Raw genomic sequence first — 24,290 nt, 5'->3', positions numbered from 1 at the left:
CTATAAATGTACAATTAGATAGGAAATAAAAAGTTGATTTAACCGCAAAGTACGCAAAGATTTTTTAATGCTTTATGTTATTAACGCAAAGTTCGCAAAGCTTAGTTTGATAAAGCTTTGCGAACTTTACATTTGTCAGTGTTTAGTTTAGGGAAAAACTTTGAGTCCTTTTCGGTTAATCGTCAGGTTTTTTTAACGCAAAGTTCGCAAAGTTTCTTTTTGACGAGTGTAAGCAAGATCTAAATATTAAGTCCGCAAAGCTTAGTGTGATAAAGCTTTGCGGACTTTGCGTTTTATCGGCAGTAAGCTAGGGAAAAAACCTTGCGAACTTTGCGTTTGATTTTTTCTTGATTAAATTTTTTAAAATTTCAAATTCTGAGTTTCTTTTCGAGCAAAATCTTTAATGCGATTTTCAACTTCATAAAAAACGGTAATTGCTTTTTCTCCGGCTTCAGTCAATCGTGCGCCTCCGCCACCTTTTCCACCAAGAAGTTTTTCGACCAAAGGACTTTCTGCTCGTTGATTCATTTCTTCAACCAGTTGCCAAGCCTGACGATAAGCCATTTTCATTTCTTTTGCAGCATTGGTAATCGATCCTGTTTTTCGGATATTTTCTAGAAGCCAGATTTTTCCAATTCCCAAAAAAGCACCTTCTGTTTCTTCAATCCACATGCGGACTTCAATGGTATATTTCTTGTTTTCAGCCATCGAAATAAGTATTTTTTAATTACAATAATACGTATTTTTACGTAATCGATAATACGTAAAAAGTAAAATTATTTGTTTGCCAAGGAAATAGCTTTGCTACAATGCACAATAAATGTAAATTTGCGGCTAAATTAATTTAGTGAAAAGCTTAGAGCCTTAGTAACTTAGAATCTTAGTCACTTAGAAATGAAGTACAATCCAAACGAAATTGACGCCAAATGGCAAAAATATTGGGCAGAAAATCAAACTTTTGCAGCAAAAAATAACTCCGAAAAACCGAAACATTATGTTCTCGACATGTTTCCTTATCCGTCAGGAGCAGGATTACACGTAGGGCATCCACTGGGTTATATTGCTTCAGATGTGTATTCTCGTTTCAAAAGACATCAAGGTTTCAATGTTTTGCATCCAATGGGTTACGATAGTTTCGGATTGCCTGCAGAACAATATGCAATTCAGACTGGGCAGCGTCCAGAAGATACAACACGTGTTAATATCGACGGTGGAGTAGACAAAGAAGGAAAACAAATTGCAGGATACAGAAAACAATTAGATAAAATTGGTTTCTCTTTTGACTGGGCGCGTGAAGTACGTACATCAAATCCAGATTATTACAAACATACACAGTGGATTTTTATCCAGTTGTTCAATTCTTGGTACAATAAAACGACAGACAAAGCAGAAGATATTTCGACTTTAACTGCGATTTTTGAAAAAGAAGGAAATGCAAATGTAAATGCAGTTTCTGATGATAATATTCCTGTTTTTTCGTCAAGCGAATGGAACGCGTTTTCTAAAGATGAACAAGAAAAAATCCTTTTGCAATACAGATTGACGTATTTGGCAGAAACGGAAGTAAACTGGTGTCCAGGCTTAGGAACTGTGTTGGCAAATGATGAAATTGTAAACGGAGTTTCAGAGCGTGGAGGTTTTCCTGTTATAAGAAAAAAAATGACACAATGGAGTATGCGAATTTCTGCTTATGCCGAGCGCTTACTTCAAGGTTTAAATGATATCGACTGGAGCGAGTCTATCAAAGAATCACAAAGAAACTGGATTGGGAAATCAGTAGGAGCTTTGGTAACTTTTAATGTGAAAGATCATAATGAAGTAATCGAAGTTTTCACGACTCGTCCTGATACTATTTTTGGAGTGACTTTTATGACTTTAGCGCCAGAACATGATTTGGTAGCTAAAATTACAACTCCAGAACAAAAAGCAGAAGTTGAAGCTTATATCGAAAAAACAGCAAAACGTTCAGAACGCGAGCGTATGGCCGATGTAAAAACTATTTCTGGTGCATTTACTGGAGCTTATGCAGAACATCCCTTTACAAAAGAGCCAATTCCAGTTTGGATTGGTGATTACGTTTTAGCAGGTTACGGAACTGGTGCTGTAATGGCAGTTCCTTGTGGAGACGAAAGAGATTATGCTTTTGCCAATTTCTTTAAAGGTCAGACTGGAATGCGAGAGATTAAAAATATCTTCGCAAATGTTGATATTTCTGAAGCAGCTTACGGATCAAAAGATAACGTTGAAATCGCCAATTCTGATTTCTTAAACGGATTAGATTATAAAAAAGGAACTCAAAAAGCGATTGAAAAATTAGAAGAAATCGGACAAGGAAAAGGTAAAACAAATTACCGTTTGCGTGATGCTGTTTTCTCTCGTCAGCGTTATTGGGGTGAGCCATTCCCAGTTTATTATGTGAATGGATTGCCAAAAATGATCGAATCGCAACATTTGCCAATTATTTTGCCAGAAGTAGAGAAATATTTACCTACTGAAGACGGTTTACCGCCATTAGGAAATGCAGGAGTTTGGGCTTGGGATACAAAACAAAATAAAGTTGTAGCAACTGATTTAGTTGATAATGTTTCAATTTTCCCTCTTGAATTAAATACAATGCCAGGTTGGGCGGGAAGTTCATGGTATTGGATGCGTTACATGGACGCACACAATGAAAATGAATTTGCAAGCAAAGAGGCTTTGGCTTACTGGGAAAATGTAGATTTATACATTGGAGGAAGCGAGCACGCAACGGGTCACTTGTTATATTCTCGTTTCTGGAACAAATTCTTAAAAGATAAAGGTTTGGCTCCAACTGAAGAACCATTCAAAAAACTGATTAATCAGGGAATGATTTTGGGAACTACGGCTTATGTTTACAGATTAGAAGGAACAAATACTTTTGTTTCTAAAAATAAAATAGAAGGTCAGAATTTGCAGCCAATTCGTGTTGATGTAAATTTTGTTAATTCTTCTGATGAACTAAATATCGAGAAGTTTAAAGCTTGGAGAGAAGACTTCAATACAGCTGAATTTGTTTTTGATGAAAATGGAAAATACATTGTAGGACGCGAAGTAGAAAAAATGTCTAAATCATATTACAATGTAGTAACTCCAGATGATATCTGTGCAGAATATGGTGCAGATACATTGCGTTTATACGAAATGTTCTTAGGTCCATTAGAGCAAGCAAAACCTTGGAATACTGCCGGAATTTCTGGAGTATTTGGTTTCTTGAAAAAATTATGGAGATTGTATTTTGATGATAATGGTTTAATTGTAAACAACGACGAACCAACAAAAGACAATTTAAAATCGTTGCACAAAACAATCAAAAAAGTAGCGGAAGATATCGAGAATTTCTCTTTCAACACTTCCGTTTCTCAGTTTATGATTTGTGTGAATGAATTGTCGTCTCAAAACTGTCATTCAAGAGCGATTTTAGAACCGTTAGCAATTTTGGTTTCGCCTTATGCACCACATATCGCAGAAGAATTATGGTCTCAGTTAGGACATACAACTTCAATTTCAGAAGTGGCTTTTCCAATTTTTGAAGAAAAACATTTAGTTGAAACTAATAAAGAATACCCAGTTTCTTTCAACGGAAAAATGCGTTTTACAATCGAATTGCCTTTAGATTTAACAAAAGAACAAATCGAAGAAATCGTAATGAAAGACGAAAGAACTCAAAAACAATTAGACGGAAGAACGCCGAATAAAGTGATTATTGTTCCTGGGAAAATTATCAATTTGGTTGGTTAACCAAATTAATTTCCAATAATTAAAATTCCAAATTCCAATTTTACGATTGGGGTTTGGGATTTTTTTTGTTTTTTTCTGCCACGAATTAAACGAATTACACGAATTTTTATTTCGAAAAACGCATAGTTTGTCAGTCTGAGCGAAGTCGAAGACCGCGCAAGTAACTCTGTAAAGATTGGCGATTTTGATTGTGGTGCTTCTCACATGGTCTTCGACTTCGCTCAGACTGACAATAAGTGTGGTTTGTTATTTCGAGAATAAGACTTAGCGACTTAGCGTCTTTGCGAGTAAATAACCTTGTCTTCTTTGTAGTAAAAAAACAAAACATATATTTTTATAAAACTCAAAATAAAATTCGAATAAATATAAAAAAAGAAGCTTCGTAAAAATTACGAAGCTTTCTTTTACCAAAAACAAAAAAATTAAATCCTAATTTTTAATATTATAGAGGAAAGATGTAAGTTCCAGGAATTGCAACGATTGTTCCGTCACTTTTCGCTATAGCAGTTGTTTCCTTTTCTACTTTTCCTCCAATGTAAATTTTTACAGTTAAAGTTTGATCAACAACACCTCCATGACCAGAAACTTGAACTGCTGCACCAGTAGTACCTGCCGCAGCAGTAAATTCTTTAGTCCAAGGTAATTTGGTAATATCTACACTTTGTCCAGCATCTCCAGACTCCATATAAACAGCATCCATCTGTCCAGAAAAGTTTCCTGTTACTTCATATTTAACAGCTCTTGAGTTATTTCCGCCTTTATCGTCATCATCACTGCTGCAAGAAGCAAATGTAAATACAAGAGTTAATGCTAACATTATTTGTTTTAAATGTGTTTTCATGTGTAAATTCTTTAATTATTTATATTCAAAATCTGATTTAAACAAAGTTAGAAGCTAATAATACGGGTAGCAATACCTGATAAAATGTATTTTTTATTACCTGATTTCAGGTAAAAGAGCGTGTTTTTGTTTCGAAAGTCATTAAGCTTTAATAACTTTGAGTAATTGCCCTACAATTATGAATAAAATCCACGCCCTACTTTTCTTTTTGTTTTTCTCAGTAATTTCATATTCTCAAGTAATTCTTTCATTAGATGATGATACTGCTTACATTGACAGTATTGTTAAAATCACAAAAAACACAAAATCCGATAGCGTAAGAAGTTTGAATAGTTTTAGATTGTCTAAACTATTTTTGATGGCGCAGAATGCAAAAAGCTCCAAAGAATATCTTGAGCAGGCGAATAAGCTAAAAGAGAAATTTCCTTTTTTAAAAGATGCCTCTATTTTTTATAATGCCTCTAGTTTTCTTGAAAAAGGAGATATGGAAGGTTTCGAAAAAGCTTTGCTCGAAGCCAATTCTAAACTTAAAAAATACCGCAATAAAGAAGCATATAAACTTCGTGCTGTTATTCTTCAGAACTACGGAATTATGCAACAGCGTAAGAATAATGAAAACGCTTATATGAAATTGCTTGTCAACGAAGCAATTCCGATTGCTAAAAAAAGTGGCGATTATGAATTGATAAGTGCCTTGAATAAAGCAGTCGCCATTATTTTTATGAATAATAATGAACGCGAAAAAGCTTCAGAATATCTAGCGCAAGCACAAAAATATATCGAAAATACCACTAAGAAATCTGCGACCTTGGCAGAATCTAAGATGGAAACCTATATTATAAATGCAGAAAATCTGGTTGAATTGAAGCATTTTTATGATGCCAAAGAAATTTTAGATAAGGCATATTCTACATTAGAAAAATATCCAGAATCGAATTTAAATGATTCTTATTTCTATTCGGAAGGACTTTATTATGCTAAACAGAACAAACATAGTGAAGCATTGGTAAGTTTTGAAAAAGGTATTAAATCTGCAGAAAAACATAATAATGCAATTGCAGTAAACAGATTGAAGTTTGCTGAATATGAAGTGCTTTTTAAACTTAAAAATTACGATAAAGCAAAAGGTAATTTAGAATACTTAATTGCTAAAACACCATTTATTGTAGATAAAAAGAATTACTACAAAGAATTGTCTAAAGTGTATAATGCGACGAAAGAGTTTCCGAAAGCTTATTTTTATTCAAATAAATACAACGTAATAAATGACAGTCTTAATGATGCAAAACTCAAAAGCGAAATTGTAGAACTCGAGGCGAAATATAAAAAAGCAGAAAGCGAAAGAAAAATTAATTTGCTTCAATCAGAAAATGAAAAGGCAGTTTTGCAAGGGAATAATAACCGTCTGAATTCGATGCTTTTTGCGGTGCTTTCTTTCCTATTGTTTTTAACGGTTTTGTTTTTATGGATTTACAGCAATTATCAGAAGAAATTGAGTTTTCAAAAAGAGCTCAATCATAAACAAGAGTTATCTGCATTAGAAAATCAGCAGAAATTATCGATTTCTAATGCTTTAATTGAAGGAGAAGAAATCGAAAGAAAAAGAATTGCTAGAGAATTGCATGACGGTCTCGGCAGTATGCTTTCAGGCTTAAAAATGCATTTGAATTTAGCCGATCGTGAAAATAACGCAATTAACCCTAATATTAACGGAATGCTTAATGATTCTATTAAGGAGCTTCGTAATATTTCTCAGAATCTAATGCCGGAAAGTTTAATGAAATTGGGCTTGGAGCATGCTTTAAAAGATTTGTGTGCATCCCATTCCACTTCAGAAACGACTATCGATTTTCAATATTTAATTAAAAAATCTGCTTTTCCGCAGCATTTCAAAATCATGATTTACAGAATTATTCAGGAACTTTTGAATAATGCTTTGAAATATGCAAAAGCCTCACAAATCTTAATTTCCTGCTCCCAGAATAAAGACGTTTTTTATATCACAGTTGAGGATAATGGAATTGGATTTAATATCAAACACGCAGAAAAAAGAGATGGAATGGGCTTGCGAAATATTAAAAACCGCGTGGCTTTTTTGAATGGAAAACTAGAAATCGATTCGATTCCAAACAAAGGAACTTCGACTTATATAGAATTAAAAATATAAACCCCAAATTATTAATATGAGATATAAAACAGTAATTGTCGACGATCATCCCATTGTTATTTCGGGTATAGCTGGTTTATTGTCGGAATTAGAGAATATAGAAATTGTAGAGAAATTTGAATCTGGAATAGCACTTTTGGATTATATAGAAGATCATAAAATTGATTTGATTTTAATGGATATTTTTCTTCCTATAATAAATGGAGTCGATTTGTGTAAAACAATCAAACAAAAACATCCGAAAATTGTAATTATAGGAATGAGCAGTCAGTCTGAAAGAAGTTTGGTAATGCAGTTTATTCAAAATGGAGGAAATGGCTATATTTTAAAAAACGCTTCTTTCGATGAATTCAAAAACTGCATTTACAAAGCTATTGATGGAGAAATTGTTTTTAGTGAAGAAGTAAAAACTATAATCAGCCAGCCATTATCTGAAGATTTAGAACGTATTCCAGGTTTGAGCAGAAGAGAACGTGACATTGCTTTGTTGCTTTCTCAAGGAAAATCGACACAAGAAATTGCCGACGATTTGTTTTTGAGTTTTCTAACCGTTCAAACACACCGCCGAAACATCCTTCAGAAGTATAAAATGAAAAATGTGGCAGAGTTAATTGCTTTTCTTTTGAAAAATAATATGCTGAATTAAGTCAAAATAGGCAATAAAATGTCAAAATGACATTTTGTTAAAATGGTTCATAATTTGCAGTTTGTTTTGTAAATTTAAATCAATCTAAAAATCAAAAAACTATGGGGTCTGGATATCTAATTATTGCTGGAGCTATAATGCTGTTCAGCTGGCTGGTAAGTTCTCAGCTAAAGAGTAAATTTGAATTATACTCGAAATTACAATTAAGAAACGGAATGAGCGGTGCCGAAATCGCCGAAAAAATGCTTGCCGACAACGGAATTACTGATGTTCGTGTTATCTCGACACCAGGTCAGTTAACCGATCATTATAATCCTTCAGATAAAACAGTAAATTTAAGTGAAGCTGTTTACAGTCACAGAAATGCAGCGGCAGCGGCGGTTGCAGCGCATGAATGCGGCCACGCGGTACAGCACGCAATTGGTTACGAATGGCTAACAATGCGTTCTAAATTAGTGCCGATTGTAAGTGTAGCTTCAAACTACGTACAATGGATTTTAATTGCTGGAATTCTGATGATTAAAGTTTTTCCTCAATTGTTATTGGTTGGGATTATCATTTTTGCGGCTACAACTTTGTTTTCTATCATTACGCTTCCTGTAGAATATGATGCGAGTAACCGTGCTTTGGCTTGGCTGGAAAACAAACATATGTTGACGCAAGAAGAACAAGCTGGAGCTAAAGACGCTTTAAAATGGGCAGCAAGAACTTATGTAGTTGCGGCAATTGGTTCAATAGCAACGTTGTTGTACTATATCTCGATATATTCGGGAAGCAGAAGAAATTAATTTGATAATTGAGAAATTAGTCAATTAGATAATTTACAGCAAACCCGACAGATTTTTAAAATCTGTCGGGTTTTGTTTTTATAATACAAGCTACAATAGTTCCAAAGGAACAAATTGTATTGTAGGGCTGGACTTCAGTCCAGTTTATAATAGCGAGTTTTTTAAATTATTTAATCAATTAGTGAAGTTTAAAAATAGAAAAAGTATTACCCAAATTCCAGATATGATATAAATAGAATTTAGGTATCGCTTTTCTTTTGATCGATAATATTTAAATAAAAGAATCAAAGAAAGAATAATACTTGTCGGGATTGAAAGCAAAAACAATAAAAATCCTCCCCCAGGTGTACAAACGCCGCTTGGTGCTGCCTTTTCAGCAATAAAAACTGCAATAAAATACAAAATAAAAAAGAGTATTGTTTTTATTTCGGTTCGAATGTTAAACATAAAGTTTTAAAATTATCTAATTATCAAATTGACACATTCTCTAATTTATAACTGAATCTGTCTGTCGATCTGCTGATCTAGCGAAATAAAAGTTTCTGTTCTAGAAACACCTTCAATAGCTTGGATTTTATTATTCAATAGCGACATTAAATGTTCGTTGTCGCGACAGATAATTTTAATCAAAACCGACCAGTTTCCTGTTGTATAATGACATTCTAAAACTTCGGGAATTTTGCGAAGTTCTTTTACAGCTTCTGAGTTTCGAGAAGCTTTATCTAAATATACTCCAACAAAAGCCATGGTATTGTAACCCAAAACTTTTGGATTTACAGTAAACTTAGATCCAGAAATAACGCCAGATTGCTCGAGTTTTTTTAATCTCTGATGAATTGCTGCTCCAGAAATTCCGATTTTGTTTGCAATCTGTAGAATTGGTTTTCGGGCGTCATCCATTAAATATCTAAGAATTTCTTTGTCGATACCGTCAATTTCAATTAAGAGGGAGTTGATTTTCATAACTTACAATTTGAAACTATTTCTTGTGATTTGGGTTTAGAATAGAAATCAAATGTAGTTAAAATGCTCAAGAAATAGAAATTCCAATTTTTTAAATTCCAAATTCCAAAAACATAGCCCATGGTTTCAACCACGGGAAACGAACGAAAATCAGTAATTGATTTAAAAAGAAAAATTCCAAATCCCAATTGATTAAGTTGGAATTTGGAATTTAAATATTTTTACTGGTCAGGTTTATTTTCCTTTGTTTGCTTCTGCAACGTATTTTTCTAAAGCCATTGTCATAGAAGGAGTTTCAGGAGTTGGAGCAAGAATATCAATTCTTAAACCATGGTCTAAAGCTTCTTTTTGCGTTGTGCTTCCGAATACGGCAATTCGCGTGTTGTTTTGTTTAAAATCTGGGAAATTCTTAAACAATGATTTAATTCCTGTTGGGCTGAAGAAAGCTAAAACGTCATAATAAACGTCTGCTAAATCAGATAAATCACTCATTACAGTTCTGTAAAAAATAGCTTGCGCCCAGTCAACTTTTAGACTGTTTAATGTTACAGGAGCATCTGCATTTAATTGGTCAGATGCTGGAAGCAAAAACTTTTCGTCTTTGTACTTCTTAATTAGCGGAGATAAATCTGCAAAATCTTTTGCCCCAACGTAAATTTTACGTTTTCTGTACACAACATACTTTTGAAGGTAAAACGCAACAGCCTCAGATTGACAAAAATACTTCAATCCTTCTGGAACTTTGTAACGCATTTCATCAGCAACTCTAAAAAAATGATCTACAGCATTTCGACTTGTTAAAATGATCGCAGTGTAATGATTAAGATCGATTTTTTGTAATCGAATCTCTTTTGCGCTAACCCCTTCCACATGAATAAATGGTCTGAAATCAATTTTTATTTTGTGTTTGTGTTGGAGCTCAAAGTAAGGAGAATTCTCCACTTTAGGTTCAGGCTGTGACACCAAAATTGTTTTCACTTTCATATTATAAACATTTTCTAAGCACTCCCTTTTGTTATCCAATAATAGAGAAAATAATAAGGGGCTATTTCAAGAGCGCAAAGATACAAAATAAAATAAAATAACTTACCGATAATTGCGTTTTGATATGTTTTAATTGAAATAAAGTAAGAGTATACGCTAATACACAGCGAAATACCAATGATTGCTAGCGGAACAATTTTTGGAATATTGCTGTAATAGAACAAAATAGCGTTAATTGGAAGGATCAAAACGCCAATATATGTTCTGTAAGTCACTTTTTGTAAGTTAAATAACTCCACAAATTCATCAATATTAAAGGAAGTCGCTACAATTTTTTCGATTAAATATTTTCCTAAAATAAAATAAAGCAGAAAAGTTGCAATCTGAATAAACAAAATCCAATCGGTTTTGGCTGCATATCCAAAAATATTCATTGTAAGCAAAATGAAAAAAGCGTACGAAATAATCTGTACAAAAAACAGTCCAAATGTAAAGCTACTTTTTAAATGGTTGTTGTCTCGATAAATTTTAGCGTATTTATCAGAAAAAATAAGCTTGCTAAATTCGCTGAATCTAGTTTCGTAAGCAGATTTTGTCATGGCAACAACAGCAAAAGCTAACACAAACAAAAGTGTTGCCCAGTCTTTGTTTTCCAGAATTCGAGGATGAAGTTGTTCAATCATAGCGTTACAAAATTAGTAATTTTTTGATGCAATACTTTTATTATATATTTATTATGAATCAAATGCTATAAAAAGTTTACTTTTGCGGTGAAATTACCATGAAAAAATGAATGATAGCATTGTCATAATTCCCACTTATAACGAAATTGAAAATATAGAAAGTATAGTAAGAGCCGTACTTTCGCAGCATAAATCTTTTCATCTGCTGATTATCGATGATAATTCTCCTGATCATACTGCAAATAAAGTAATTGCATTGCAGGAAGAATTTCCAGGAAAACTTTTTTTAGAACAGCGAACTAAAAAGTCAGGTTTAGGAACGGCTTATGTTCATGGCTTTAAATGGGCTTTAGAACGAGATTATCAATTTATTTTTGAAATGGATGCCGACTTTTCTCATAACCCGAATGATTTAGAAAAATTATATGACGCTTGCCATTTTGGTGGAGCAGATTTAGCCATTGGGTCTCGTTATGTAACTGGTGTAAATGTTGTAAACTGGCCTTTAAGCCGTGTTTTAATGTCTTATTTTGCTTCCGTTTATGTGAAATTTATTACCGGAATGAAAATTCATGACGCAACTGCAGGTTTTGTTTGTTACAAACGAGAAGTTCTGGAGAAAATCAACTTAAATAAAATAAAATTTGTTGGGTATGCGTTTCAAATTGAAATGAAATACAGAACCTATTGCGGTAAATTTCAGATTACAGAAGTTCCTATTATTTTTACAGATAGAACAAAAGGAGTTTCTAAAATGAGCAATGCTATTATTAAAGAAGCTATATTGGGTGTAATTTCACTTAGATTAAGAAAATTAGTCAATTCATTATAAAGTAACCACGATGAACAGGATTTTAATAAAAAATGCCAAAATTGTAAACGAAGGGACAATTTTTGAAGGTGATGTTTTGATTGAAAACGATTTGATTGTTGAAATTGCAGACAGCATTTCATTAAAAACATCAGATTGTATTGTAGTTGATGCCGAAGGTAATTATTTAATGCCAGGAGCAATTGACGATCAGGTACATTTTAGAGAACCGGGATTAACGCATAAGGGGGATATCGAATCTGAATCTCGTGCAGCTGTTGCGGGCGGAATCACTTCTTTTATTGAACAGCCCAATACAGTTCCGAATGCCGTTACTCAAGAAATATTAGAAGATAAATATCAAATTGCATCTCAGAAATCATTTGCGAATTATTCGTTTATGATGGGAGCAACAAACGATAACTTGGAGGAAGTTTTAAAAACCAATCCGAAAAATGTTGCTGGAATCAAGATTTTCCTTGGTTCTTCGACAGGAAATATGTTGGTTGACAGAGAAGAAACTTTAGAAAAAATATTTTCAAGCACACCAATGTTAATTGCGGTTCATTGTGAAGATGAAACGACAATTCAAAATAATCTTGCCGCTTTTAAAGAGCAATATGGAGACGATGTTCCAGTTACGGCACATCATTTAATTAGAAGCGCAGAAGCTTGTTATATTTCTTCTTCAAAAGCTGTAGCTTTAGCTAAAAGAACAGGAGCAAGATTGCATATTTTTCATCTTTCTACTGCAAAAGAAATGGAATTGTTTACGAATAAAATTCCGTTAGAAGAGAAAAAAATTACAGCTGAGGTTTGTGTACACCATCTTTGGTTTACGGACGAAGATTATAAAACAAAAGGGAATTTCATTAAATGGAATCCGGCTGTAAAAACTGCAGATGATCGCGCAGAACTTTGGAAAGCTTTAAACGATGGCAGAATTGACGTAATTGCGACTGATCATGCGCCTCATACAAAAGAAGAAAAACAGCAATCATATCTAAATGCGCCTTCTGGTGGTCCATTGGTTCAGCATGCAGTTGTTGCTATGTTTGAAGCACATCATCAGGGAAAAATAAGCGTGGAGAAAATCGTGGAAAAAATGTGCCACAATCCTGCTAAGCTTTTCAAAATCGAAAAAAGAGGATTTATTAGAGAAGGTTATTATGCCGATCTAGTTATTGTAAATCCAAGTTTGCCATGGAGCGTAAAACCAGATAATATTTTATATAAATGTGGATGGTCACCTTTTGAAGGTTATACTTTTAAATCTAGAATTACCCATACTTTTGTAAACGGAGAATTGGTTTATAATAATTTCAAGGTAAAAGATACTAGAGCTGGAAAAAGATTATTGTTTGACAGATAAAAAGCAATTATGAAGAATTTTATAGTAATACTATTGGTTTTGTTTCTTTCTATAAGTTGTAAAAAAGAGCTGGTAAAAGAGCCCGCTAAACTTATAGAGAAAGAAAAAATGATAGATATTATGTACGATTTATCGATTTTAGAAGCAATTCGATATCAAAAACCGTTGTCTTTAGATTCGTTAGAAGGTGATGCTACTAAATTTGTTTTAAGAAAGTATAAAGTAGACAGTCTTCAATTTGCTCAAAACAATATGTATTATGCTTCTGATTATGAAGGTTATAAAGAAATGTTTGATGAAGTAAATAAAAGAATTGCTGTAAACCAAAGAGCGGCTGATTCTCTAGCTAAAATAGATGAGAAAAAAGCAGCTAAAGCCAAGAAAAATAAAATAAAAGAAGTTTCTAAGGATTCGGTTAAAAAAATAGCGCCAAAAATCAATATTGATTCATTAGAAATGGCACATAGAAGACAAAGAAGATAGTTTAAGTTTTTTAACTTTCTTTAATGTAAAAATGAATATCAGTAAAAACCGTTCCTAGAGCGGTTTTTATTTTTTCATTACTATATAAATTGGTTGAATAAGAAGCTTTGGCCGTTGCTTTTGTAATGCTTCTTTTTCTGAAAAATAAATTTGAAAACAAGAAGTCAGAAATCCATAATAAATTCATAAAAAAAGGCTTTGCATGAATATGTGGTCTTTTGACTTTTAAAGTATCTGCAATTGTATTCAAAATATCTCTAAATACAATATTGTCTGAAATAAGTGTAAAACGTTCGTTTTTAATTTCGCTTTTCATCAATTGATAAGTTGTTTTTACGACATCATCAATTGTGATAAAGCCTGTGCTTCCTAGTGTGTAAAACGAAAGGCCTTTAGAAACTTTTTGATAAATTTCAGTGCTTCCTTGTTCAAAAACGTTTGCCATTCGCAATGGCCCTAAAATCACTCCAGGATTTACAATAATTACATTTAAGCCTTCTTGCTGTCCACGCCAAACTTCCATTTCGGCACCATATTTAGAAATGGCGTAATCGCTATGTGGCTTTTCAGGATTCCAATCTGTTTCCTCTGTGATATGTGTTTCATGTGCAGCAATATCTCCCAAAGCAGCAATAGAACTAATGAAGCAAAATTTTTGTATGTCCTTAGCAATCGAAAAATTAACCATATTGGCAGTTCCTTCGATATTGGTTTTTCTAAGTTTTTCTTCGTCTTTTGGATCAAACGAAATTAAAGCGGCACAATGATAAACGTCTGTAATATCGATAAAAGCATTTTCAAGTGAGGGAACATCTAGAATATCGGCTTCAAGCCAATTAATCTTTTCAAACAAACTAGATTTTTTATATAAGTCAAAAACCGATTTTGTTTTCTGAATGTTGTCTTGAGTTCTATAAATAGCCCGAACATTTTCTCCATTTTCAATTAAATGAAGCAATAAATGCGCGCCGACTAAGCCAGTTCCTCCCGTTACTAATATCATGTTGTAAAGATAGCTTTTTTGGGTTTTGCCACAAAGGCACTAAGACGCAAAGTTTTTATTTTTTGCTGCGAATATTTAGGTTAAATTTTATAGAAATAAAAAACTTTGTGTCTTTGTGTCTTCTCGGCAGACTTTTTTGTCATTACCAGCGACATTGATTACATTTGCGCAAATTATTTTAGAAAAAAAATGAAGAATCTAGTTGAAGAATTAAAATGGCGCGGGTTATATCATGATAGTATGCCTGGAACGGAAGAACAATTACTAAAAGAAGCTACCTCTGCGTATATCGGTTTTGATCCAACGGCAGATTCACTGCATATCGGAAGTATGGTTCAAATTATTTTATTGGTTCACTTAAAGAATTTCGGTCACAAACCGATTGCTTTAGTAGGTGGCGCAACAGGAATGATTGGAGATCCTTCTGGTAAATCTGATGAAAGAAACTTGCTTGATGAAGAAGCTTTAGCTAAAAATGTTGCCGGAATTAAAAGTGTTCTGTCACGTTTCTTAGATTTCAATTCAAACGAAGCAAATGCACCATTAATGGTAAATAACTACGATTGGATGAAAGAATTTTCTTTTATCGATTTTGCACGTGAAGTTGGAAAACGTATCACTGTAAATTATATGATGGCTAAAGATTCTGTAAAAAAGAGATTTAGTGGAGAAGGTGAGGGAATGTCTTTTACAGAATTTACATATCAGTTAATTCAAGGTTACGATTTTTATCACTTATATAAAAACAATAATTGTGTCCTACAAATGGGAGGTTCTGACCAGTGGGGTAATATTACCACGGGAACAGAATTAGTGCGTAGAATGGGAGGTGAAAATGCAAAAGCTTACGCCTTAACAACACCTTTAATTACAAAAGCAGACGGTTCTAAATTCGGAAAATCTGAAGGAGGAAATGTTTGGTTGGATGCTGATAAAACTTCTGTATACAAATTCTACCAATTTTGGGTAAATACAACAGATGTTGATGCTGAGAAGTATATCAAAATCTTTACTTTCTTAGATAAAGATGCAATTGATGCATTGATCGAAGAGCATAAAACGGCTCCGCATTTAAGAGTTTTACAAAAGAAATTGGCTGAAGAAATCACTGTTTTTGTTCACAATCGTGAAGAATTAGAAAAAGCAATTCAGGCTTCGAATATTTTGTTTGGAAATTCTACTGCAGAAGATTTGAAGAAATTGGATGAAGCTACTTTCTTAGAAGTTTTTGACGGAGTTCCACAGGCCGAAATTGCAAAAGCAGATTTAGAAAACGGTTTGGATATTATTACTGTTTTAAACGAAAAAACAGGTTTCTTTAAATCTAACGGAGAAGCGAGAAGAGCTTTAACAGCAAATTCTATTTCTGTAAATAGAGAAAAAATAAAAGAAGACTTTGTTTTAACTGCAAATGATTTAATTAATAATCAATTTGTGTTATTGCAAAGCGGAAAGAAAAATTATTTTGTGATTCGAATAGTTTAAGAAAGTTTAACTGTTTAATTGGTTAATTGTTTAATCGATTTAGAAAAAATCTTTTACAATAAATATATAAATCCCAATTTTCGAAAGAATATTGGGATTTTTTATTGAAAAAACATTCCGTAGGAATGTCTCGTCGGTAGAAATGGAATTTGGTTTGTAATTAACGTTCCGTAGGAACGTTTGATTAATGCGGTGAATTAACAATAACCAAATTAACGATTAACCATTTTAAAGAACCATCAAATTACAACCACGAATATCTGAATTATCAAAACGTCCCAAAACTTCAAAAGAGTTGTTGGAATATTTTTTGCCTAAATCCTGTGTTGCGATAAAAGAGCACGAATTGATATTGGCTAAATCAATTACGTTTATTCCACCCGTTTTTCCATCTTTCACGTAAGTGAGAGCATCTTCCGGATCACGAACTAAAATATTCATCCAAGAAGGACACTCAAAAACTCCATCACCAAGAGAATACGCTTGCGCTAAAAGTTCAGTCATTCCGTATTCTGAATGGATAGAAGAAACCCCAAAACCTTTGCAAAGCTGTTCGTGCAATTCTTCACGAATCATTTCTTTGCGTTTTCCTTTCATTCCTCCAGTTTCCATAATAATGGTATTTTGAAGTTTGAATTGGTGTTTTTCGATTAAATCTAATAAAGCATAAGTAACGCCAATCAAGATTACATTTTGACCAGCTTCTTCTAATTCAAGAAGTTTTTTAATCAAGTCGTCGTGATTATGTAAATAAAAACCACTTTCAGGCTGATTAGAGAGTTTTATTAAATCTTCTACCATATAAATTAACGAAGAGCCTTCGCGCTCTAAATATGATGGTAAAAGGGCTAAAACAACGTAATCTTCAATATTGCCGTAAAATTGAGAAAATCCCTTTCGGTAGCTTTCTTCATATAAGGAAACATCGGTTACTAAATGTCGGCTAGTAATCATTCCAGTAGTTCCGCTGCTGGTAAAAGTTACTTGCGCAGGGTCAGAATTTGAAACTACATCATGACTTTTGAAAAACTGAATCGGTAAAAAAGGAATTTGCTGTAAAGATTTTACCTGTTGCGGATTCACTTTTAAAAAATCACAGAAATCACGATATACTTTGTTGTTCTCGTGCTGAAAACGAAACACTTTTAATGCTATTTTCTCAAATTGTTTCTGACTAGAAATGGTAAATATATCTGTGGCTGTGATCAAAACTTTTTTTTTTGCAAAGATATTGTTTTTAGTTTTCAGTCGCAGTTTTCAGTCGCAGTTTTCAATAAAGTATGAAACTGTAAACTGTGACTGAGGCTGAAAACTAAAAAAAGCTCCATTTGGAGCTTTTAAGATTATGTTTATAATTTTATTCTTAATCTGTTATGTACGGGTCATTACAATTGTTTAATGATATATTGTAAGAGCTAACACATCCTGTATTTGATGTTCTGGTAACAACTCCAGTAGCTGGCCATGTAGTATTGTTGCCTTTAACGCGTATTTTGCATAAGCTGTTATTAGTAGCTATTATTTCTAAAGAGTTCCCTGAAACTTGCCAGGTTGGATTAAGATCATCTCCGTTTAATTGTTTACTGCCAGCTACATAGACAGTATAATTTGCGATGTCGCCATAGAGATTATATGCACACCTGTTTTCCGAAGGACCTACTAGGCGTGTGTTACAAGGCAAGGGAGGGTATAAATAATTAACAGCTATAATATCATACTGTGAAAAGCCATTCCATGAATATAATGCAGTTTCTTTATTCATTACAGAGTTTGGATCTGGTTGTGTAATATTTGGAATATAGTTACCTCCAATATAATCCCCATTTTGATTATAATAACCTTCATCTTCCCAATTAGTATGTCTAAAACCTATGCAGTGTCCAAGTTCATGAACCATATTGTAAATTTTAGTGCTTTCTGATACTGTCATATTGCCTAGGAAATCAAAATTTATTAAAATTTGGTTGAATGCCTTACCATTAGATAAAGGAGTTCCGGCCATGGCAATTACAAAATCTAATAGTAAATTGTTATCAGATTTAATCGTAATGTCTGCATCTAATTCATTAGAAAGTACAAATTTTATGGAATTCTGAGTTAAGCTAGACCAGTGGTTCATTGCTGATGAAATTGCGTTGCGCCAATTATTTTTGCCACTTTGAGGTATAGAAGGGTCAATTCTTACAGTGATTACTCGATATTGTTGAGATACTAAATTATCTGTATGAGCATGTCTACTAGTTTCGCTTTTGCTATAATCATTTATATTTTTAGAAAACATCAAGTCGCCTTCCACTATATAAAAATCTTTTGCTTCTTGAATGTTTTCAGCCTTGTAGCCCATGTTGATTAATTTCTGTACAACAGGTGAATTTTTGTCAGCTAAATTTGTACTAACATTAGTAGTTGGAATTGACTCGTCATTTTCACAAGAAAACATTAAGCATACTGCGAATAAACCAATAATAATTTTTTTAATTTTCATTTTCAAAATTGATTAAGATTAGTAAATAATTTCTTATATGAAATTAAGAAGATATTTATCTTGAAATCAATTTGTTGTATTAATTAATAGTTACTATTAATCTTGTTAAATAAAAATTAATTAACAAAAAAAAACTCCTATTATGGAGTCTTATGATTTTTCTAAACTATTTATTATCTGATAATAAGTTTTCGAGTTGCCGATGCGTTCAATTCGCTAATTTTAATAATGTACACTCCAGGAGGCAATTCAGAAACATTAAGTTCTCGGGATGCCAAATGAGCTTGAAGTACTTTTTTTCCTAAAATATCAAACACAATAATTTCTTTCTCTAAATCGTTTTTAGTTGAGATATAGACTTTCCCATTTGTTACTGGGTTAGGATACAAGCTAAGTCCCTCAATAGAAGTTGTTTCTTGAGGTTTTGGTAATTGCTTGCTGTCCTGCGCTGAAGCGGATACAGTAAAGAAAAAAGCCAATAAGAAAGTAATATAAAAGTAGTTTTTTGCCATCGCAATATTTTAGTTATTGTAAATATACAAAAAAAATTACAAAAATTACGCCAAAAGAAAATAGCGTTAAGATTTAGGATGTTTTTAACATTTTGCGTTATAAGTGGTTATAGTATCTTTTTTGGTTTTATATAGCGAAAGTATAGATTTGTTTTAATAATAGATCAAAACGAAAAAAGCTGTCTGAAATATTTCAGACAGCTTTTTTTATTTTATTTTGAACTTTAATTATTTAGTCCAGTTAGCCCAAGTTGGCAAATCAGCACCAGCACCAGCACCTAGAGCACCTGTAGTTGTTCCTGATAATTTAGGACCAGCTAAGTTAGTGATAGAAGCTCCAAAAGTATAGTTTGTGATAGTAAAGTTACCAGCAGCTAAGTTAGCAGTTACACCAGCATCTGTAGATAATTTTACAAGATCTGCAGGCATTCCGTTAGCAACATATAAGTTTGTGTAAGTTTGTTTTCCACCACCTTCTTTGTAGTTGATTGCTTTTTCGTCAGCTGTAAAAGCTGCACCACCTTTAACGATAGAGATGTTAGTGATTTTAGCATTTGTCATTGGAACAGCTGTACTTGGATCTTTAGCGTTAGTAGATCCTTCAACACCAGCTTTAGTAACACCACTAATGTATACATTTGTAGCAGTACCTTGCCATCCGTCAGCGAAATCTAATGAATCATCATAAGAGTTGATCATTACTAAGTTATTAGCATTTACAGCTCCACCGAAGAACTCAATTGCGTCATCACCACTTTCGAAAGTGTAGATATCAGATACTACAGTTCCTGAACCAACTCCGAAGAAAGAAACTCCATTGTATTCTTTTTCAGCAGTATATTTAGAACCTGTATAAGAGATTTTTAAGAAGTTGATGTTTCCAGAAGAATCTGCATTATCATTTCCTCCATAGCTTAAACCACCTACTTCAGAAGTACCGTTATCTCCAGTATTTACTTTAGCATTACCAGCGATGATTAATCCACCCCAGTCACTTTGAGCAGGAGTAGCTTTTCCAGATGTCATGATAACTGGTTTAGCAGCCGTACCATTGATGTTGATTTTAGCGTTTCTTTCTACAGCGATATATAAAGATGTAGCAGCTGCAGTAGCAGAACTTTTAATTACAGTTCCAGCAGGAATAACTAATGTTGCTCCACCTTTTACAACTAAACCTCCAGTTAAAGTGTAAGTTTGAGTTGGGTCTAAAGTTACAACACCATCATTGATGTCTCCTTTTAAATCGTCAACTTTTAATACGAAAGTACTTTTGTTGTCGTTTTTGTTGTCATCAGAACTACAGCTTGTTAAAGCAAGTCCTAATATTGCAGCCATTGCAAATAAACTTTTTTTCATTTTGTTGTGTTTTATTGTTTTATTTATTCATGGCAAAGTAAATGAACATATGTTTTTGCTGAGTTAAGACGAGATTAACAATCTATTAAGTATACTGGCTTAAAACAACTTCTGCTTAATGTAAAATTTACATTGCATTTGTAAACAAAAAGAGAGGTAATTAATAGTACTTAATCACCTCTCTTAAAAATTTTATGTAGAATCTTCTTCTTAGAATGTATAGTTTAAAGTAAGTCTAAGATCTGAACCTGCTTTGTATGATGTAACTGTAATGTCACCAACAGATTCTTTTCCAGGTACTTTTCCTTGCTCTTGTACACGCTCGAAAGTTGGGTTTAAGATATTGTTGTAAATAAGACCTAATTTTAAACTTTTTGTCAAACTTGTATTAACGATAAAGTCTAATTTGTTTACTGCTTTATCAACCATGTTACCAACTCTTGAAGTTCCAATTACGGCAAGCTTGTCTGAGAAATAAGAGTAAGATAATGTAGCAGAAATATCTTTGTTTTCTGAGAATTCATTCAAGAAAGATAAGTTGGCATTAGCTAAGAAATTAGAAGCTCCAGTTAATTTACTTTCTGTAAACGTAAAGTTTGCTCCAAAATCATTTTCATCATTTACTTTATCATTGCTTAGATCTTGTTTTGTATATAAGTAAGATCCATTTGCATCAAAAGAAAGTTTTGTTTTTAAGTTGTCATTTTTCTCAATTTCAAAAATATCTTTTCTGAATTCTACTTCAACCCCAGCTACTGTTCCTTTATCTCCTGTATTTGCGTAAGAGATGTCATTTGAAGACGAATTCAAGAACATTTCGTTGATTGGGTTTTGAATGATTTTTCCAAATGCAGTTACAGAAACTAACTCACCTGCTTTCGGGAAAAATTCCCATCCTAAGTCGAAGTTATAATTTGTTGAAGCATATAAATTTGGGTTTCCTTCATATGCTTGTGCAACATCTTCGTAAATAATTGGCACTTTTTCCTTAAATTGAGGAAGAGTGTAAGTTTTACTTGCAGAGAATTTTAAATTCTGTTTGTCATTCAATGTATACTTCGAAATTAAACTTGGTAAAATATTGAATTTTGAATCATTAGAATTGTCTCCACCAGGAACTGTAGTTGTAATGTAGAAAACATTCTGAGTCAATTGCTCTAATCTTGCTCCTAATATAACGCTTAATCTTTCAGTTAAAGAATATTGAAGGTTAACGAATCCAGCATTAATATCTAAATTTCCGTTATAGATTTGGTTAATTCTATTTGAGTAAGAAGAACCCCAATGTGCAGGATCTAGATAATTGTCTACATGATGAATGTCTTCTTTAGGAAAAGAAATTGTAGTTCTGTTTGGGAAGAATGAGTATTGTTCCATGTTGTAATCTACATCCTTAAATTTTCCTGAATAACCAACAGTTAATTTTCCTTTATAAGTATCATCACTTCCTTTTTTGAAGTTATAAGAAAGAGCAATATTTGCAGCAATTTCATTTTCTTTTAAGTCCTGGTAAAATCTGTGGTTATTGATGTTTGAATTCGTGAAGAATGTATAGTCAATAGCATTTGGAGCGTATACGAATGAATTTTGCATACGGTCTGGAACAGCACTGTTAGACATACTGTATCCAACTCCCCAGTTTAAATTCCACTGATCGTTAAATTTGTTTTTACCTGTTAATTGGTTTACAATTAATTGAGTTCTTTCAAAAGTTCCACGTTTGATGAAACCTGTAATTTGCTGCATAGCGTCTCCACCACCATCAAAATTTTGGTTTGTTCCTTCGTATTCACTATAGTCTTGATCACTTGAATTTAAGAATAATGAAGTAAAGAAGATTGAGTTTTTGTTGTTGATTTTGTAATCAGCAGTACCCATAACCGTTGTAGTTGTGCTATGTTTGTAAGCTGTTCTTACGAAATCAGAAAATATATCTCCATCAGAAGTGATTCCTCCTCTGCTGAAACCTTTTGTGTATTTGTTTTTTGCGCTGAAAGATCCAGTAATAAAAGTACCGATAGAACTTTCGTCGTTGATATTAAATCTTTTTCCGCCAGATAATGTATAGAAAGCATTTAATACATTTTTGCTAGTTTGTCTATCCCAGCTTGTTGAATAGTTATAAGGTTGAAGTGGAGCGTCAGGAGGTCCAACTTTTTTAAATCCCATATAAGTAGGTCCGTCTTGCAGGTAAAAATTATCTTGTCCTAAAACATTTGTGTTTGCACCAGAACCGATTGAAACAGTAACAAATGGTTTTCCACTGAATCTTTTTGCGGCAATATCAATATTAGCTCCGCCAAAATCTGCATAGTTTTGAGCTTCAAAAGTTTTGCTGATTCCAATGTTATCTACAATGTTTGTTGAGAAAATATCTAAAAGAATGTTTTTGTTTGCTGGGTTATTTGATGGTAATGGAAGACCATTTAAGGTAGTTACATTGTAACGGTCTCCTAATCCTCTTACGAATACGTTTCCAGAATCATCTTGTTTCGAAACCCCACTCACTTTTGCGACAGCATTCGCCACATCATTAACCCCTTTTCTTGAAATTTCTTCAGCGCCAATTGCGGCTTTAAAAGAAACGGCATTTTTTTGGTCTAATAATAATGCAGATTCTTTTTGTTTACTTACAGGGGCAGCTTGTACAACTACATCTTTAAGTGTATAACTTCCAGAAGAAAGAGCTTGATTAACCACTACAGTTTCGTTTGCTTTTACGGCAACTGGAGCTTCTACAGATTCATATCCAAGGAAACTAAAAATTAAAGTATAATTTCCAGGATTTACGTTTAAGGAATATTTCCCATCAACGTCGGTATTTACGCTAATATTTGTACCTTTAATAAGTACATTAGCAAAAGGTAACGGATCGTTGTTCATTTCTTTGTCAGTTAGAACTCCAGAAATTGTACCTTTGTTTTGCGCGATCGAAATCGTACAGATAAATAATGCAATAAATAGAAATCTTAAATTGAATTTCATTGTTCAGTGTTGTGTTAATTTATTTTTGTGCAAAGAAAGAACCGCGCTGTAAAGTCCATGTTACCGACTTGTTATGTTTTTGTGTTGTTAAGATTATCAAATTGTTACGAGATTAAATTACGGTTAACACCATTTTTTAAAGGTTCTTTTGTTAGTATATTTACCCTGTGAAATAAGAAATATCGAATCTTGAACAATAAAATTTCGATATAAAAATCTCAATTGTTGCTATTTATGAAAAAAACACAAACTAAGATTTTATTAGTTGACGATGAACCAGATATCTTAGAAATCGTTGGCTATAACCTTGCTCAAGAAGGCTACCAGATTGTTACGGCATCTAACGGAAAAGATGCAATAGCAAAAGCGCAGAAAGAGCTGCCAGAATTAATCATTATGGACGTGATGATGGCAGAAATGGACGGAATGGAAGCTTGCGAGCATATTAGAAAAATTCCTGAATTAAATAATGTAATCATAACATTCCTTACAGCGAGAAGCGAGGATTATTCGCAAGTGGCTGGTTTCGACGCCGGTGCTGACGACTATATTACTAAGCCAATTAAACCAAAATTATTGGTTTCAAAAGTAAAGGCGCTGTTACGAAGATTAAAAGAACAAGAAGTAGTTACAGATACTTTAAATGTTGGCGGAATCGAGATTAATCGCGAAGAATACAAAATCATAAAAGGCAATGTAGAAATTGCTTTGCCAAGAAAAGAATTCGAATTATTTTATTTATTGGCTTCAAAACCAGGAAAAGTTTTCAAAAGAGATGAAATCTTGGATAAAGTTTGGGGTAATGAAGTTGTAGTTGGAGGAAGAACAATCGATGTTCACATCAGAAAACTACGCGAAAAAATAGGTGAAGATCTTTTTAAAACTATAAAAGGAGTTGGCTATAAATTTGAAGTATAACATTCTATAAAAATTCTGAACCATATAAGTGATGTAAGGTCATTTAATT

Annotated in this window: 20 protein-coding genes; 9 read left to right on the top strand and 11 right to left on the bottom strand. The window is 33.0% G+C overall.

The annotated features are described in order from the left end of the window. Positions 1-360: 360 nt before the first annotated feature. On the bottom strand, positions 361-708 hold the full coding sequence (locus HNP35_RS00410) for a winged helix-turn-helix domain-containing protein (RefSeq protein WP_184159530.1): 348 nt from the start codon (positions 706-708) through the stop codon (positions 361-363). A 186-nt stretch (positions 709-894) separates the two neighbouring features. On the opposite strand from HNP35_RS00410, the gene leuS reads away from it, so the two are divergent. Further along, the gene (leuS, locus tag HNP35_RS00405; RefSeq protein WP_184159532.1) at positions 895-3,759 is read left to right on the top strand and encodes a leucine--tRNA ligase; all 2,865 of its coding nucleotides are present in this window, start codon (positions 895-897) and stop codon (positions 3,757-3,759) included. Between the two features lie 442 nt (positions 3,760-4,201). Here leuS and HNP35_RS00400 read toward each other — a convergent pair whose 3' ends face one another. Beyond that, positions 4,202-4,600, bottom strand: a complete 399-nt coding sequence (locus tag HNP35_RS00400; protein ID WP_184159534.1) for an MmpS family transport accessory protein — start codon at positions 4,598-4,600, stop codon at positions 4,202-4,204. Positions 4,601-4,778: 178 nt separating this feature from the next. On the opposite strand from HNP35_RS00400, the gene HNP35_RS00395 reads away from it, so the two are divergent. From HNP35_RS00395 to HNP35_RS00385, 3 genes are all read left to right on the top strand, one after another. Then, positions 4,779-6,767 (top strand): sensor histidine kinase, encoded by a 1,989-nt coding sequence (locus HNP35_RS00395; protein WP_184159536.1) that lies wholly within the window; start codon positions 4,779-4,781, stop codon positions 6,765-6,767. A gap of 16 nt (positions 6,768-6,783) precedes the next feature. Continuing rightward, on the top strand, positions 6,784-7,413 hold the full coding sequence (locus HNP35_RS00390) for a response regulator (RefSeq protein ID WP_221433423.1): 630 nt from the start codon (positions 6,784-6,786) through the stop codon (positions 7,411-7,413). 101 nt (positions 7,414-7,514) lie between these two features. Continuing rightward, positions 7,515-8,201, top strand: coding sequence for a zinc metallopeptidase (locus tag HNP35_RS00385; RefSeq protein ID WP_184159538.1), 687 nt, complete (start codon positions 7,515-7,517; stop codon positions 8,199-8,201). 492 nt (positions 8,202-8,693) lie between these two features. Here the strand turns inward: HNP35_RS00385 and HNP35_RS00380 are convergent, their stop codons facing one another. From HNP35_RS00380 to HNP35_RS00370, 3 genes are all read right to left on the bottom strand, one after another. Continuing rightward, complete coding sequence (locus HNP35_RS00380; RefSeq protein ID WP_091494722.1) at positions 8,694-9,164, bottom strand: Lrp/AsnC family transcriptional regulator; 471 nt, start codon at positions 9,162-9,164, stop codon at positions 8,694-8,696. 234 nt (positions 9,165-9,398) lie between these two features. After that, positions 9,399-10,148, bottom strand: a complete 750-nt coding sequence (locus HNP35_RS00375) for a uroporphyrinogen-III synthase (RefSeq protein ID WP_184159540.1) — start codon at positions 10,146-10,148, stop codon at positions 9,399-9,401. A 14-nt stretch (positions 10,149-10,162) separates the two neighbouring features. After that, positions 10,163-10,831 (bottom strand): DUF4271 domain-containing protein, encoded by a 669-nt coding sequence (locus HNP35_RS00370; RefSeq protein WP_184159542.1) that lies wholly within the window; start codon positions 10,829-10,831, stop codon positions 10,163-10,165. A 106-nt stretch (positions 10,832-10,937) separates the two neighbouring features. Between HNP35_RS00370 and HNP35_RS00365 the strand changes: the two genes are divergently transcribed. Genes HNP35_RS00365 through HNP35_RS00355 form a run of 3 tightly spaced genes read left to right on the top strand, consistent with a single transcriptional unit; the run spans position 10,938 to position 13,497 of the window. Further along, a complete protein-coding gene (locus tag HNP35_RS00365; RefSeq protein WP_184159544.1) occupies positions 10,938-11,663 on the top strand; it encodes a polyprenol monophosphomannose synthase in 726 nt (241 codons plus the stop codon). Between the two features lie 10 nt (positions 11,664-11,673). Further along, positions 11,674-13,014 (top strand): dihydroorotase, encoded by a 1,341-nt coding sequence (locus tag HNP35_RS00360; RefSeq protein ID WP_184159546.1) that lies wholly within the window; start codon positions 11,674-11,676, stop codon positions 13,012-13,014. Between the two features lie 9 nt (positions 13,015-13,023). Continuing rightward, positions 13,024-13,497, top strand: a complete 474-nt coding sequence (locus tag HNP35_RS00355; RefSeq protein WP_184159548.1) for a DUF4296 domain-containing protein — start codon at positions 13,024-13,026, stop codon at positions 13,495-13,497. 10 nt (positions 13,498-13,507) lie between these two features. Here the strand turns inward: HNP35_RS00355 and HNP35_RS00350 are convergent, their stop codons facing one another. After that, positions 13,508-14,500 (bottom strand): NAD-dependent epimerase/dehydratase family protein, encoded by a 993-nt coding sequence (locus tag HNP35_RS00350; RefSeq protein ID WP_184159549.1) that lies wholly within the window; start codon positions 14,498-14,500, stop codon positions 13,508-13,510. A 189-nt stretch (positions 14,501-14,689) separates the two neighbouring features. On the opposite strand from HNP35_RS00350, the gene tyrS reads away from it, so the two are divergent. Next, positions 14,690-15,985, top strand: a complete 1,296-nt coding sequence (tyrS, locus tag HNP35_RS00345) for a tyrosine--tRNA ligase (RefSeq protein WP_184159551.1) — start codon at positions 14,690-14,692, stop codon at positions 15,983-15,985. 228 nt (positions 15,986-16,213) lie between these two features. Here tyrS and HNP35_RS00340 read toward each other — a convergent pair whose 3' ends face one another. The 5 genes from HNP35_RS00340 to HNP35_RS00320 form a co-directional block, all read right to left on the bottom strand. Next, a complete protein-coding gene (locus tag HNP35_RS00340) occupies positions 16,214-17,215 on the bottom strand; it encodes an acyl transferase (RefSeq protein WP_343069216.1) in 1,002 nt (333 codons plus the stop codon). Between the two features lie 133 nt (positions 17,216-17,348). After that, positions 17,349-18,470, bottom strand: coding sequence for a M57 family metalloprotease (locus HNP35_RS00335; RefSeq protein ID WP_184159555.1), 1,122 nt, complete (start codon positions 18,468-18,470; stop codon positions 17,349-17,351). 173 nt (positions 18,471-18,643) lie between these two features. After that, entirely contained in the window at positions 18,644-18,982 is a 339-nt protein-coding gene (locus HNP35_RS00330) for a T9SS type A sorting domain-containing protein (protein WP_184159557.1), read from the bottom strand. Positions 18,983-19,210: 228 nt separating this feature from the next. After that, positions 19,211-20,338 (bottom strand): hypothetical protein, encoded by a 1,128-nt coding sequence (locus HNP35_RS00325; protein WP_184159559.1) that lies wholly within the window; start codon positions 20,336-20,338, stop codon positions 19,211-19,213. 210 nt (positions 20,339-20,548) lie between these two features. Beyond that, on the bottom strand, positions 20,549-23,323 hold the full coding sequence (locus HNP35_RS00320) for a TonB-dependent receptor (protein ID WP_184159561.1): 2,775 nt from the start codon (positions 23,321-23,323) through the stop codon (positions 20,549-20,551). 234 nt (positions 23,324-23,557) lie between these two features. Between HNP35_RS00320 and HNP35_RS00315 the strand changes: the two genes are divergently transcribed. After that, entirely contained in the window at positions 23,558-24,241 is a 684-nt protein-coding gene (locus HNP35_RS00315) for a response regulator transcription factor (protein ID WP_008465097.1), read from the top strand. Positions 24,242-24,290 lie beyond the last annotated feature (49 nt).

This window comes from Flavobacterium notoginsengisoli (genome assembly GCF_014207905.1).
Taxonomy (GTDB): domain Bacteria; phylum Bacteroidota; class Bacteroidia; order Flavobacteriales; family Flavobacteriaceae; genus Flavobacterium; species Flavobacterium notoginsengisoli_A.
Note: the sequence above shows the minus strand (reverse complement) of the source record. Positions and strands in the feature narration are given on the sequence as shown.